This window comes from Aquimarina sp. EL_43, from assembly GCF_943422735.1.
In the GTDB taxonomy this organism is placed as follows: Bacteria; Bacteroidota; Bacteroidia; order Flavobacteriales; family Flavobacteriaceae; genus Aquimarina; species Aquimarina megaterium.
In genome coordinates this window covers 3,437,130-3,452,083 of sequence record NZ_CALSBR010000001.1, presented here as the reverse complement: position 1 = coordinate 3,452,083, position 14,954 = coordinate 3,437,130, and the positions used below count along the sequence as shown (strand labels likewise).

12 protein-coding genes are annotated in these 14,954 nt (G+C 32.5%); 8 read left to right on the top strand and 4 right to left on the bottom strand.

All coding sequences use genetic code 11. The annotated features are described in order from the left end of the window. The first annotated feature begins 7 nt into the window (after window positions 1-7). Window positions 8-1,462, top strand: a complete 1,455-nt coding sequence (locus tag NNL09_RS14760; protein ID WP_196909687.1) for a SusD/RagB family nutrient-binding outer membrane lipoprotein — start codon at window positions 8-10, stop codon at window positions 1,460-1,462. 490 nt (window positions 1,463-1,952) lie between these two features. Here NNL09_RS14760 and NNL09_RS14755 read toward each other — a convergent pair whose 3' ends face one another. Further along, a complete protein-coding gene (locus NNL09_RS14755) occupies window positions 1,953-3,113 on the bottom strand; it encodes a hypothetical protein (RefSeq protein WP_196909686.1) in 1,161 nt (386 codons plus the stop codon). Window positions 3,114-3,351: 238 nt separating this feature from the next. Between NNL09_RS14755 and NNL09_RS14750 the strand changes: the two genes are divergently transcribed. The 4 genes from NNL09_RS14750 (at window position 3,352) to NNL09_RS14735 (ending at window position 8,553) form a co-directional block, all read left to right on the top strand. Then, entirely contained in the window at window positions 3,352-3,801 is a 450-nt protein-coding gene (locus NNL09_RS14750) for an RNA polymerase sigma factor (RefSeq protein ID WP_370540752.1), read from the top strand. A gap of 87 nt (window positions 3,802-3,888) precedes the next feature. After that, window positions 3,889-4,803 carry a FecR family protein gene (locus NNL09_RS14745; protein ID WP_025666277.1) on the top strand — a complete coding sequence of 305 codons (915 nt, stop codon included), beginning with the start codon at window positions 3,889-3,891 and terminating at the stop codon, window positions 4,801-4,803. Between the two features lie 4 nt (window positions 4,804-4,807). Further along, window positions 4,808-7,360, top strand: a complete 2,553-nt coding sequence (locus NNL09_RS14740) for a TonB-dependent receptor domain-containing protein (protein WP_196909685.1) — start codon at window positions 4,808-4,810, stop codon at window positions 7,358-7,360. 83 nt (window positions 7,361-7,443) lie between these two features. After that, complete coding sequence (locus NNL09_RS14735) at window positions 7,444-8,553, top strand: C1 family peptidase (protein WP_196909684.1); 1,110 nt, start codon at window positions 7,444-7,446, stop codon at window positions 8,551-8,553. A gap of 68 nt (window positions 8,554-8,621) precedes the next feature. Here the strand turns inward: NNL09_RS14735 and NNL09_RS14730 are convergent, their stop codons facing one another. Next, entirely contained in the window at window positions 8,622-9,041 is a 420-nt protein-coding gene (locus NNL09_RS14730) for a nucleoside-diphosphate kinase (protein WP_025666274.1), read from the bottom strand. 177 nt (window positions 9,042-9,218) lie between these two features. Next, window positions 9,219-10,247: an alkaline phosphatase D family protein gene (locus NNL09_RS14725; protein WP_196909683.1), complete on the bottom strand. Its 1,029-nt coding sequence runs from the start codon at window positions 10,245-10,247 to the stop codon at window positions 9,219-9,221. Window positions 10,248-10,326: 79 nt separating this feature from the next. On the opposite strand from NNL09_RS14725, the gene NNL09_RS14720 reads away from it, so the two are divergent. From NNL09_RS14720 to NNL09_RS14710, 3 genes are read left to right on the top strand one after another with little or no spacing between them, the layout of a single operon-like run. Further along, on the top strand, window positions 10,327-11,343 hold the full coding sequence (locus tag NNL09_RS14720) for a bifunctional oligoribonuclease/PAP phosphatase NrnA (RefSeq protein WP_196909682.1): 1,017 nt from the start codon (window positions 10,327-10,329) through the stop codon (window positions 11,341-11,343). Then, window positions 11,340-11,891, top strand: a complete 552-nt coding sequence (gene gldI, locus NNL09_RS14715) for a gliding motility-associated peptidyl-prolyl isomerase GldI (RefSeq protein ID WP_025666271.1) — start codon at window positions 11,340-11,342, stop codon at window positions 11,889-11,891. Before NNL09_RS14720 ends, gldI begins: the two co-directional genes overlap by 4 nt. A gap of 12 nt (window positions 11,892-11,903) precedes the next feature. Further along, the gene (locus NNL09_RS14710; RefSeq protein ID WP_025666270.1) at window positions 11,904-13,049 is read left to right on the top strand and encodes a peptidylprolyl isomerase; all 1,146 of its coding nucleotides are present in this window, start codon (window positions 11,904-11,906) and stop codon (window positions 13,047-13,049) included. A gap of 77 nt (window positions 13,050-13,126) precedes the next feature. Here NNL09_RS14710 and NNL09_RS14705 read toward each other — a convergent pair whose 3' ends face one another. Next, a complete protein-coding gene (locus NNL09_RS14705) occupies window positions 13,127-14,884 on the bottom strand; it encodes a serine hydrolase (RefSeq protein ID WP_196909681.1) in 1,758 nt (585 codons plus the stop codon). Window positions 14,885-14,954 lie beyond the last annotated feature (70 nt).

Sequence of the window (14,954 nt, the reverse complement as noted above, 5' to 3'; positions counted from 1 at the left end):
AATAAAGATGAAAAAAATATTAATTCTAATTACAGCAGTAATTATAGCATCTTGTTCAGACAACCTCGAGAGTTTGAACGAGAATATTAAAGATCCATCTTCTGTTCCTGGTGAAACTTTATTTACGGGTGCACAGAAGAATTTGGTTGATCAAATGGTTGACCTAAATGTGAACAATAATAACACAAAACTTTGGGCGCAATATTTACAAGAGACGACCTATACAGACGAAAGTAATTATGACCAGGTAACAAGAACTATTCCTGCTACACACTGGAGCGTTCTTTATAAAGATGTTTTAAAAGATTTAGACGAAGCTTCTAAAATCATAACAGATACTAAATATTCGCTTCCTGAGGACATTGAGACTAAAGCCAATAAACTTCAAGTAATAGAAATATTAACAATTTATGCGTATAGTGTATTAATAGAAACTTTTGGAAATGTTCCTTACACCGAAGCCTTGGATATCGATGACTTATTACCTGCATATGATGATGGTGAAACAGTTTACAAAGCCTTGGTTGGAAGACTCACAGTTGCTATTGATGCATTAGATACTACTAAAGGAAGTTTTGGAACTGCCGATAATATTTATGGCGGAGATGTATCGCTATGGAAAAAGTTTGCTGCTTCCTTAAAGCTTAGAATGGGTATCCTGTTATCTGATGTAGATAATGCTTTTGCCAAAACTACTGTAGAAGCTGCAGTTACAAGTGGTGTATTTACCAGTAGAGCCGATAATGCTAATTTCACATATTTATCTGCCGCACCTAATACAAATCCTGTTCACGCAAACTTAGTACTAAGTGGAAGAGCAGATTTTGTTGCTGCAGCTACAATCATAGATATGATGAATACATTAAATGATCCAAGAAGACCACTATATTTTGAAGAGGTTCCTGGTACAGGAATGTACATTGGAGGTGATATCGGTAGTACATCAAGTTTCTCTACGCATTCTCATGTATCTGATTATGTAGAAGCTGCTGCAACTCCTGGTGTAATTTTTGATTATGCAGAAGTTGAGTTTTTATTAGCAGAAGCTGCTGCAAGAACTTTTGCAGTGGGTGGAACAGCAAAAAGCCATTACGATATTGCTGTAGTAGAATCGATAGAAAGTTGGGGAGGATCAAATGCCGATGCAATGACATATCTTGCTCAACCAACTGTAGACTATGATACTGCTTTGGCGGCAAGTACTGCTACTACTCCTTGGAAAGAAGTAATTGGTAATCAAAAATGGATAGCTTTATTTAATAGAGGTATCGAAGCCTGGACTTCGATTAGGTTGTTAGATTTCCCAACATTAGCGACACCAGCTGAACCTGTTTCTGGTTTCCCTAATAGATATACATATCCTATTATAGAACAAACCTTAAATGGTACAAACTGGCAAGCTGCCTCTACCGCAATAGGTGGTGATCTTGCAGAAACAAAACTTTTCTGGGATTTGAACTAGTCAATATTCTAGATAATTATTAACATAATGTATAGGGGTGAGATAAAAAATCTCACCCCTATTTTTTATATCTATATTACAATTGCTAAATTATCTACAACGATATTCCCTCATTTTACATCCTGTGACTTTCTATTCTTCGATCAAATTAGATCTTATTAGAACATTAAATATAAATCTAAAGGAGTTTTTCTGGATAACAGAAGATGCATCAAAAACGAGTGACATCACTCAAAACAGGATCGTTTAGAAGACAATACAAAAAACTACTCTACTAAATGTGTTGTTCTTTTTAATTCTTATGTTAAGTACTGTGATCAACTGCTATTTTCAGAAACTAAGAATCATACTATACTTTAATTCTATAAATAAAGATTCCCCGAAAGCATGGCCTCGCTCCCAGGGAATCAACCTAATTAATCTAACCTAACTAACTTATCATATTTTGTATTCTATTCTTTTCATCAGAAGCGAACAGAAAATCAAATAATTATTCAAATTCTATAACCTTACAAAATGATGTTCCGCCGGGGCATTCTGGAGTTTCTATCATCAAACACACTTCATATCTCCCTGGTCCATCAAATTCATGATAAAATGGATTGTTATGAGGGAATTCTGGTGATTTACCAACATATTTCCCATCAACAAACCACTCTAGAGTAACATCATCGATTCCTTCGAATGCACGAGGATAAAAATAGTATGCAGCTTTATCGCCATCTCGTTCTGGTTCAAAGAACAGATCCGGGCAATCCCCTACTCTTATTTCTTTACAATATTTTACTCCCTCTGGGCAATCTGGTGTAATCACTTTTAGGCACACTTCATGAACCCCAGAATTAAATTGATATACAAGAGTTCTACTACCTACTTGTGGATCATTTTTTGGTGATTCAACAACCTTTCCATCAACATACCATAGTATTTGGCTTACCTCATCTGTACCTTCTATCTTGGCTCCAAAAATATACGTCCCTACCGTTCCCGGTTCTATTTCTTTTGTAAAAGAAACTTCTGGACAAACCAAATTTGATTCTTCTACTTCTATAACTTTACAATAAGAAACTCCTTCTGGGCAATTTGGTGTTTCTGTTTTGATACACACTTCATATCTTCCCGGTTCCTTAAAATCCCATATCAAATAATTATCTTCATCTGGTGCAGAATCTTCTACCAATCTATCATTAATATACCATCCATAAGACACTTCATTAATTCCTCTAAAATTTGCAAAAAACTTATAAGTAGATCGCCCTTGATAATGCTTACTTCTAAAAAACAAATCAGGGCAAGGATTATTTTCGTCTACCTCTACCTCTATATCAGTACAGGCTTCTATTGTTCTTTGTTCGGTTATAATTCTAACACAAATGGTATGTTTACCAGGCTCAAACAAGTAATCTAAGATCTGATTAATAATATTTTCTTCATCTTCTCCTTCTATATCATTTCCATCTACAGACCAGATCGTTTGCGCATCATTGTCAATCCCGCTTGTCTTAGCTTCAAAACTATAAACCGCACTTCCTTCTTTGTTATCAATAACAATCTGAACCTCTGGGTCACTATTAAAATCTTCAGTTTCACAAGAGGTAAATCCTAATACAAGTGTAAGTATTAACGTATACCAAATACCAAGTTTTTTCATCGTAAATAATTTTAGGGGTTACTAAATTTTCTTCAGAAGCTTTTTAAACCTCTCTTAAAGTGAAACGGCTTAAAAAAAAATTACCCTACCCCCATACTTTCATTTTTTATTCTTTGATAGCTTGAAAAAAAAATCTAGATTTGAAAATATATTTTTATTCCCCTAAATGTCTGACAACAATAATTCTACATGTAACGAGCAAGTCTTTGACAAGTTTTTCAAGAGTAATTCTAAGCTTTTGAGGAATTATATTTATTACAAATTTGGAGATCTGGAACAGGCAGAAGATATTGTTCAGGATGCATTTATTAAACTCTGGAATAATTGTTCTAAAGTATCGATAGATAAGGCCAAAAGTTATGTTTATACTATTGCAACCAATCTTGGTATTAGCATTACACGACATCAAAAAGTAAAGTTCAAATACAGAGATTATATTACACAACGTAAAACAGATATCAACCACGAATCGCCAGAATTTATTGCTCTTGAGAAAGAGTATATGGAAAAATTAAAAAATGCAATTGCCGATTTACCAGAACGCCAAAGAGAAGTGTTCTTGTTAAGCCGAATAGATAAAAAGACATATAAAGAAATTGCAGAGCTATCGAATGTTTCTGTAAAAGCTATAGAAAAATTGATGCATAAAGCATTATTAACACTAAGAGGAAAAATAGGAAATATTTAAAGGAAACCTACTAACCTAAAAAACTTTTTAATACAAGGAGGTAGGGTAATTTAAAAATAAAACGTTCACATATTATATGCCGAAGTTATGTTAGACGATAAAAAAGATGATATATTCTTATCCAGGTGGATTAGCGGAGAGCTTTCTGAAGAGGAACTTCTTGAGTTTAAATCCCATCCTGAGTATGAGTATTATGTAAAAATAATGGCTGGCGCTGATGCTTTGAATCTAAAAGATTATGATGTAGAAAAAGAACTTTCTGCTTTAAAATCGAAATCGAGTTATACAGCAAAAGAAAAATCTAATTCGGTTATAAAATTATGGCCTTATATTGCGGCTGCCGCTTCGATTGCAATTATTCTGGGAATCTTTTTATTTAATCCCAATGAGTCGTTCAGCACTAATTTTGGAGAACAATTATCTGTAACATTACCAGATGGATCAGAAATGATCCTTAACGCTAAATCTTTAGCGAGTTTTGATAAAGAAAACTGGAAAGAAAACAGAATGGTAACCTTAGAAGGAGAAGCCTTTTTTAAAGTAAAAAAAGGAAGTAAATTCACTGTTACTACCAAAAACGGAGCAGTTTCTGTATTAGGAACCCAATTTAATGTGCAATCTCAAAATTCTTTTTTTGAAGTTACTTGTTATGAAGGTAGAGTTAGTGTTACCAATAAGGAAAACAAAAAAATTCTAACAGCAGGAAAAGGATATAGAAATCTTGAAAACACCGATCCAGAAAGCTGGATTTTTGATATTAAAGAGCCTTCTTGGCTAAGTAATACAAGCTCATTTAGAAGTATACCTATCAAATACGTATTTAAGGAGCTTGAAGAACAATATGATTTAAAAATTAAGACAACAGAGATAAATCTCGAAACTATATATACAGGAACTTTCCCTAATAACAATAAGGAAGTTGCTCTTAGAACAGTTTTTAGTACCTTAGGCATGAAGTATAGCGTATCGAAAGATAGCAAGACTGTGGTATTAGAAAAATAGTAGAATGATAAGACTTCTATGTGTATGTATTTTCTTATGTAGCATATCTGTTTCTTCTCAAGAAGAAGCAAAAGTCGTTACTATCAATAATAAACCACTCCCCGAAGTAATCCCTATAATTGAAGCATTTTATAGCCTTAAGTTTTCTTATATTGATACTTTTATAAAGGATAAAAATATTTCTATAACGCTAAATCCTCAACTCTCTCTAGAAGATTTAATAAAAAAACTACAACAACAAACGAAACTAAAGTTTAAAATCACCGGAGAAAACTTTGTTACCATTAGTGTCTTAAATAAAAGAGACACTATTTCTGTTTGTGGATATATTTTAGACGAAGAGCAAAAACCACTTAAAGATATAGGAATCTTTTTTAAAGCCAATCGCACTAATGTGACTACTGATAACAAGGGTTATTTTGAAAGTAATCTGGTACCATACAACTCGGTTATTTTGATTAGTGCTCCGGGATTTCGCCAAAGGATTTTGAATTCAAAATCGTTTTTAACCGATGAGTGTATTAAAATATATCTTACCAATGCACATGAAGAAATTTTGGACGAGGTTTTTATTCAGGAATATTTAGCTAAAGGCATTACCCAAAACAAAGAAGTAGTTCATGTTGATTTAAATAATGTAGAAATTCTTCCTGGGCGTACAGAACCAGATATATTACAAACCATACAACTTACACCAGGTGTTAACAATCCATTCGAAACTGCTTCTGGGTTATTTGTAAGAGGAAGCGCTCCCAATCAAAACCTAGTATTATGGAATGGTATAAAAACGTACCACCAAGGGCATTTATTTGGTATGCTATCTGCATTTAATCCATATGTTGCTAAAGAAGTTAATTTTTCTAAAAGTGGAGTCAGTGCCAAATATGGGGATCGAATTGCAGGTGTAATCGATATTAAGTCCGAAAACCAAATTGCAGAACGTTTTTCTGGTGGAGCTGGTTTTAATATGATCAATGCAGATATGGTAGCCCATATTCCTATTATACGAGACAAAGTATCACTTCAAGTATCAGGAAGAAGATCATATACCGATGTTTTAGAAACATTTACCTATAAACAACTCTCTGATCGTGTTTTTCAGAATACTAAAATTGCCGAGACTGTTGCCCTTAATAATGAGAGCAATGATTTTTTCTATATAGATTATAATGCAAATTTAATTCTACAGCCTTCAGATAGTGATAAAATTGAAATTAACACAATTTATAGTAAAAATGACCTAGATTTTAGAAGAAGTGATGCTATCGAATCCTTTAATGATGATCTTACAACAGAGAATGAAGGATATAATTTTAAATGGAGTCATACCTACAGTAATACTTTTAATACCAAAGTAAGTGGGTATTACACCAAATACCTTTTAAATTATCAATTCATTACCAGAAATCTTGGAGCAATCACCGAAATCGAAAGTAAAAAAAACACTGTGGGAGATTATGGGGCAGAACTTGGATTAAATTATAAACTATCAAAATATCAAAACATTTCTGGTGGTTATCAATTATCCAACAATACGATTAGATATGCCTTTGTTACTGCAACTCCGAGTTATGAGTTAATTCTGGATGAAGATGATCGTTTTTTAAACACACATGCAGCATATGCAGAATACACATTCGATAATCCAAAAAACTTTTATGTTTCGGCTGGCTTACGTTTCAATTTTTATGCAGAGCTCGACAAAACGTATATCGAACCTCGGGTATTTGCTCAAAAATATATTACCAAAAATTGGGAAATCAATACTAGTCTAGAATACAGAAGTCAATCAACCAGCCAGATTCAAGAATCTGTTGTGAGTGACTTATCTCTTGAAAATCAAGTCTGGACATTAGCTAATGATGAGCAATTTCCTGTGATTAGTAGTTATCAATTTACATTAGGAAGCAGTTTTAGAAAAAATAAATGGTACCTGGATATTGATGGTTACTATAAACAAATCGAAGATATTACTACATTAACCTCTGGTTTTATTAACCCTATAGACAATATCCATCATGTAGGAGAAAGTAGAATTTTTGGTATCGATCTTTTTCTAAAAAAAAGATTTAAAAATTATAAAACCTGGGTTAGTTATTCTTATATCAATACCCGTAATACATTTGAAAGTATTAATAACAACGAATCGTTTCCTGGTAATTGGAATATTGAACATACCGTAAAATGGTCTCAATTTTATAAGCTTAATAATTTTCAATTTTCTCTGGGCTGGATTTGGCATACGGGTAAAGCCTATACTAATGTATCTGGAGTAGATGAAAGTGGTGAAATCGTAATCTTAGAATTTGATGAGATTAACAGTAATAATCTTCCAGAATATCACAGGCTAGATTTCTCTGCTATTTATGATTTTAAAATAGGTTACAATCCTAATATAAAATATCGCATTGGGCTCTCTGTTCTAAATATATACAACAAAAAGAATTTACTAAACCGAGAGTTTAGAACAACAAATTCTCTTAATAACCAATTTATCAATTCAGACATACTATCCTTGGGGATTACTCCTAATATTAGCTTTAGAATTTTTTGGTAAAGAACTACTTCATTTTTTTAGTTGAGTTTTCCTTTTTTATCTATTTTCTTGTACCTTCATCGCCTACAAATCATATAACTAAAATGAAAAAACTCTTTTTTATTAATTGCATGTTTCTATTTTTATCTATAGGATATGCGCAAGAAACACATCCCGATTATAGTATCACAGATCAAATATCTCTTCAATGTAACCCTGTTATTAGTCAAGGAAAAACGGGTACATGCTGGAGTTTTTCTACCACCTCTTATATCGAGTCAGAGATTGCTCGGCTAGGACACGGAGTTCACGATTTATCAGAATTATTTCAGGTTAGAAATACATACACCGATAAAGCCAGAAATTATATACTAAGACAAGGTAAAGCCCAATTTAGTGAAGGAGCACTTGCACATGATGTTATAAAATCTATTCAAAAACACGGAATTATTCCTAATCAAATGTATACAGGTTTTGCAGGTGGTAGTGCGGGTCGTCATGATCATAGCGAATTAATAAAATTATTAACCAATATGGTTGATAATGCTGTAAAACACAAAATTCTTTCGAAAAACTGGTGGAAAAGTTATGAAGCAATGTTAGATATTTATCTTGGGGAAAGACCGAATACTTTTACATATAATAACAAAACCTATACTCCTATTGAGTTCGCTAAGGAACTTGGGATTGATGCAAATAACTACATCACACTAACCTCTTTTACCCATCATCCCATGAATAGTGATTTTATTCTGGAAATCCCAGATAATTTCTCTAATGGAATATATCATAATATCTCGCTTGATGAGTTACAACAAGTCGTTGATCATGCTTTAAAAGAAGGATATACGGTAGCGTGGGACGGAGACGTAAGTGAAGTAGGGTTTTCTCAAAAAAGTGGCTTAGCAATTCTAACTCATAAGAAAGAACGTGAAGATGCATTTAAAGAATATATTGAAGAAGAAAAAGTAACTCCCGAATCTCGACAAAAAGAATTCGAAAATTACAACACCACAGATGATCACTTAATGCATTTAGTTGGTAAAGGCGTTGATAAAAAAGGAAAAACGTATTATAAAATCAAAAACTCCTGGGGTATTAAAGGAGCTCAACATGGATATCTTTATATGTCTGAAGCATATTTTAGAATGAAAACCGTAGGAATTTTACTTCATAAAGATGGTATTCCTAAAAAAATAAAAGAAAAAGTATAATCTATAAAACACAAAAAAAGCTGTCTGTATATACAGACAGCTTTTTTTGTAATAAGAAATATATCTTTTTAGAATTGCTCTCTTCCAGCAAAATGAAAAGCTCCTTCAATAGCAGCATTTTCATCACTATCACTACCGTGTACAGCGTTTTCACTAATAGAAGTAGCATACTTTTTACGAATAGTTCCTTCTGCAGCCTCTTCTGGATTTGTTGCACCTATTAAGGTTCTGAAATCTTCTACAGCATTTTCCTTTTCTAAAATAGCAGCTACAATCGGACCACTTGTCATATACTCTACTAATTCCCCATAAAAAGGACGCTCTTTATGAACTGCATAAAATGCTGCAGCATCATCTGTAGTAAGCTGAGTTAATTTCATTGCTACAATTCTAAATCCTGAAGCAGTAATTTGCTCAATAATTCCTCCAATGTATCCTTTTCTTACCGCATCCGGTTTAAGCATTGTAAAAGTTCTGTTTGTTGCCATTGTATGTTTTTGTTATCTAATACCTCTTATAATTAGAAGTATTTCAAATTATTACTTAGGTATATAAAAACCCTATTTTTAAAATTTTGTGCAAAAATATATATAAAAGCATCAAAAACAAGAATTATTATATGAAATGAGTATTATTAAAAATCAATTATTCGTATCCTAATAGATCTATTTTTTAGGATATTGTCGTTTAAACTCTTGTAATACGATATTATTTTCACCTCTAATCTGCATAGTTACAGTATAAGAATCAAGATCAAATTTCAGTACGCCAAAACTTGGAGTTGAGATTACTCGACCAATTCTGTACTTATTAGACTCCCCATTGTATTGTGTATATGAATGTGTTAAACCACTAGATGTAAAATCAATTAATGGGTATTTAAGCCCTTTTACCTTAGTCATCGAAAACTCAGAAATATGTCGATCTCCACTAAGTATTATTGCATTTCTTACTCCATTACGTATTAACATATCTTTTAATCGTTTTACTTCATGCGGAAAATTTCCCCAAGTTTCGAAACCATGTTCTGATGATAAAAATTGAATACTACTTACGATAAGAATAAAATCAGAATAATTAGATACCAGCTCTTTTTCGAACCATTTCCATTGCTTTTCTCCCAATACAGTCCCTTCGTTATTTTCATATGGTTCATAGCGTCTTCCTTCTTCTGTACTTTTTCTTAAAGCCGATCTAAAATATCGGGTGTCTAAAACAATTACTTTAACACTTCCTTTTTCAATTTCAAAAACCCTTGATGTATATACTCCATCCTGATCTCGTAGAGAATCTTCTTTTGAGACTTCTAAAAAATCCAGAAATAACTGTTGGCTCTCTTCTTTTTTACTCCACTCTACTCCAGCATCATTTTTACCATAATCATGATCATCCCACGTAGCCATTACAGGGACTACTTTTTTTAATTTTTGATAATCAGGATTACTGTTTTGCAGTGCATAATCACTTTTTATTTTCGACATATCGTCAGAATCTGCATAGATATTGTCTCCTCCCCAGATAAATAAATCAGGGGTATTCTTTAAAATTTCATTCCAAAATGGCTGAGGACTGTTCTGTTTATTACAGCTCCCGAAAGCTATAACAAAATCTGAAGATGATGATGTCTTATCTTGTGCAAATGATAATTGAAGTACACAAAAAAACATAATTAGAAAACTGGCGATATATCTCATGGCTATCAAATTTAGTGACTCAACAAAATTAATTGTTCTAATATTACTAAAATATTATTTATTGTATCTTCGCTGACCTATGAATACTATTGAAATAAACAAGGTAAGAGGACTTCTCTCTTCTTCAAAAAACATTGTAATTGTAACCCATAAAAATCCAGATGGCGATGCCATAGGTTCTAGTTTGGCATTATATCACTATCTTATTTCTTTGGGGCATAATGTTACGGTTATTACACCAAATGATTACCCTCTTTTTTTAAAGTGGATGCCCGGTGAAAATACGATTCTTAAGTATGATAATGATACCAAAATTGCTTTATCAAAAATTGAAAATGCAGATCTTATTTTTACTTTAGATTTTAATCACTTTTCTAGAAGTGGTGATATGGAAAACGTTTTGGCAAAAACCGAAACCAGTTTCATTATGATTGATCATCATCAACAACCTGCCAATTACGCAAAATTTACTTATAGTGACCCTGGTATGAGTTCTACCTGCCAGATGATATATCATTTTATAGAAAAACTAGATGACTTGGATAAAATCACCTCAGAGATTGCTACCTGTATTTATGTTGGAATAATGACAGATACTGGATCTTTTAGATATAGATCTACAACGAGTATTACTCATAAAGTAATAGCAGATTTAATTGATCGAGGGGCAGATAATACACGAATACACGAAAATATCTATGACACCAATACACTGTCCAAAATTCAATTAAAAGGTGTTGCTCTAAATAATCTAAGAGTGCTCCCAGAATATAAAACAGCATATATTACTTTATCTCAAAAAGAACTGGATCAACATAATTTCAAAAAAGGAGACACCGAAGGTTTTGTTAATTTCGGACTTTCTATAAAAGGAATTAAATTTGCCGCTATTTTTATAGAGAATAAAGGAGAAGAAATTATTAAAATCTCCCTACGTTCTAAGGGTGATTTCTCGGTAAACGAATTCTCAAGAAATCATTTTGAAGGAGGGGGGCATAATAATGCAGCCGGTGGAAGAAGTAATCTCTCATTATCTAATACTGTTGAAAAATTTATTAGTATCTTACCAACTTATAAAAAAGTCCTAAATCAATGAGATTAGCCCTTCACACGCTTTGTCTTCTTTTTTTATTTTCTTCTTGTAAAACACCTGAAGCCCGAAGACCAGTAAGTATTAAATCTGGTTCTTTTATAAATGAATCTATTAATCGCAATAAGGAACTTGCAGCAAGAGAAGAAGCTAGAATTCAAAAAATTATTAATGAAGATTCTACTCATACTTATATAACCTCAGAAACAGGATTCTGGTATTTCTATACTAAAAAGGACACTGTATCTACTATCACGCCAAAATTTGGAGATGTGGTAACCTTCGATTATAATGTAAAAGATTTAGGAGGTACAGTAATTTATTCACAGCAAGAATTAAATACAATTACATATCGCATTGATAAAGAAGAACTTTTTTTAGGTCTAAGAGAAGGATTAAAGCTTATGAAGCAAGGTGAAATGGTCACATTTCTGTTTCCTTCTTATCAAGCATATGGATATTATGGGGATGATAATAAGATTGGCACAAATATTCCGTTAATAGCAGAAGTAACACTTAACACAATTACAAAAGAATCAACAACAGAAAATTAATTACCAACAAAAATGAAAAAATTAAATTTATTATTCTTAGCTATTATTGCATTAGCGTTTAACAGTTGTAATGAAAAATATCCAGATCTACAAGAAGGTATTTATGCCGAAATCATTACAAACAAAGGTACAGCAGTAGCAAAATTACACTATGATCTTACGCCTATGACGGTTGCCAACTTTGTTTCGCTGGCAGAAGGCACCAATACCATGGTCGATAGTACTTACAAAGGAAAAAAATATTATAACGGAATTATATTCCACAGAGTAATCAAAGACTTTATGATCCAAACTGGAGATCCATTAGGAACCGGTACAGGGGATCCAGGGTATAAATTTCCGGATGAGATTGTAGATTCACTTACTCATAAATCAAAAGGAATCTTATCTATGGCTAATTCTGGCCCAAATACCAATGGTAGTCAGTTTTTTATTACACTAAAAGAAACTCCATGGTTAAATGGAAAACATACTGTTTTTGGAGAAATTGTTTTAGGACAAGACATTATTGATAGTATTGGTGTTGCAAAAACAGGTCCTGGAGATAAGCCAGAAGCAGAAGTAAAAATGATGGAAGTGAACATCATTCGTAAAGGTTCGGATGCCAAAGCTTTTAATACCGAAACTGCATTTACAGGTAAGTTAAAAGTTCTTGAAGAAGAAAAAGCTGAGAAAGAACGATTAGAAAAGGAACGTAATGAAGCTATTGCTGCAAAGTTTAATGAATTAAAAAGTACAGCAACAAAATTAGAAAGCGGTCTTGAAATTATACATACAAATCAAGGAGATGGACAACAACCTAAGCCGGGAGAAACTGTAGGTGTAAATTATGCAGGATATTTCTCGGATGGAAGAGTCTTTGATACTAATATTGCAGAAAAGGCAAAAGAACTTGGGATTTTTAATGAGCGTAGAGCTGCAGATCCAAGAGGATATGCACCTGCACAAATGCCATATTCTGCAGAAGCAAAAATGATTGCTGGTTTTAGAGAAGGTATATTACAACTAAAAAATGTTGGTTCCAAAGCTATACTTTTTATTCCTTCTCATCTTGCTTATGGTGAAAGAGGTAATCGAGGGATTCCGCCAAATACCGATCTTATTTTCGAGGTAGAATTAGCTAGTATACCAAGTCGTCAGGCAGAAGAAAAAAAATAGTTCTATAGTACAACGACAACGATAGTTAAAACAAAAAACATCCCGATTAATTCGGGATGTTTTTTGTTTTGTATACTCTATAATCGGTTCGCTAGCATTTCTTCTCCACTCTCTATGAGAGTTAAACTTTCTACTTTACCATCATCATTTTTATTAAATCTAATATTAGCATTTATTTTTTCCAGAAAGAATTTCTCATTCGATTCTGCAAACATTGATATCTCATCTCGACCGGTTGGTTGAACAATTAACTTACCATTTTTATACATTACTGTTAGTACAAATCCTGGTTTAAGCTCATATTTCCCGATATAACTTTTTAAGATCGAATGATCAACAACAGCTTCTTTTTTCACCTTCGTTTCAACCTTAATACCAAGCTCTGCTAATGAATTAATTGATGCAGCAAGTGAAGGGTCTAGTTCATATGCTTTTTGATATGCCTTAATTGCTTCTTCTTTATCTCCTTTTTTCTTGTATCCATCACCAAGAGAGTCCCAAAGATTACCATTATCCGAAAATAGCTGAACATTTAATCTAAATAACTCTATTGCCCAATCAGGATTCTTCTCTTGTCTTAATATCATATATCCCATATCATTAAGAGCATCTCCATTTCTTAGATCAGAGCTATACTCTTTTTTAATCATTGTTGTTAAAACATTCGACTGGTTTATTTTATTTTTCTTAATGAAGTCAAGTATAAAAAAACTAAGGTTTTTTTTAATTGGTTTTGGCTGGTAATCTGCATTAAAAATCATTTTTTCTATAGGCCATGCTAGTTCTACTTCTCTACTGGTAGCATTTGTAAAAAATATTATTACCACATCTTCTTTTGGAAGCCATATAAAATCATGGAAGAATATATGATTTCCCCCGTTATGGCTTACAATTTTTGTATTTCTATCTGAGTTGAAAATTGCCCATCCATAAGCATAATGACTTGATCTGCTTTCCTGCTCTGGAGTATACGGTGTAGTTAATATTTTTGTTAGTGATTTTGATAAAATCGTATTCGATTTTAGAGCCAAATACCATTTATACATATCTTCGGGAGTAGAGTGTATTCCTCCATTTCCTTTTAGAGTCCATGATACTTTATTACCTGCTTTATGAAACCGTTCAATCATCGTTCCTACAGGTATAACATTTTTCATATAACCACTTGCAATCATCTTTTTGTCCCAATCAGGAATAAAATACCCTGTTTGTTTCATCCCTGCAGGTTTAAACAAATACTCATTTAAAAAATGCTCATACTCCTGTCCGGAAACCAATTCGATAATTCGCGCTAGTATACTATAACCAGCATTAGAATATCTGTATTTTAAACCAGGTTTCTGAATTAATTCTGTTTCAAATAATGTCTTGAAAAACTGTTCTCTCGGGATATAATCAAAATCTCCCTTACCAATTACATCAATTAGCCCCGAAGTATGTGTTAATAGTTGATGAATAGTGATGTTTTTTTTATCATTTGGCAGGTCAGTAAAAAACATCCTTAGAGGATCGGTTACCTTTATTTTATTAAACTCTACTAATTTTAATATAGCAGTTGCTGTAAATTGTTTTGTTGTAGACCCAATCGTAGCAACTGTATTAGATGAATACAAAATATCATCTTCTCTATTCGCTAAGCCATATCCTTTATTAAGAATAACTTTTCCTTGTTTTGCTACCAAAACTGCTCCCGAAAACCCATTTGAAATATTTTCATTTAAGTAATTATCTATTTTTTTAATGATAAATTCATCTTTCTCTGTTTTTTGTGCACATGAAGTTGTTCCTCCAGATAATATAATGAGACTGATTAAGGTTAAAAATGCTTTTTTCATAATTGTATTAATTTTTTCTATGGTTAATATTAGGACGTATTTATCCAAGCCCCCTTTTTGAGGGCTGCAT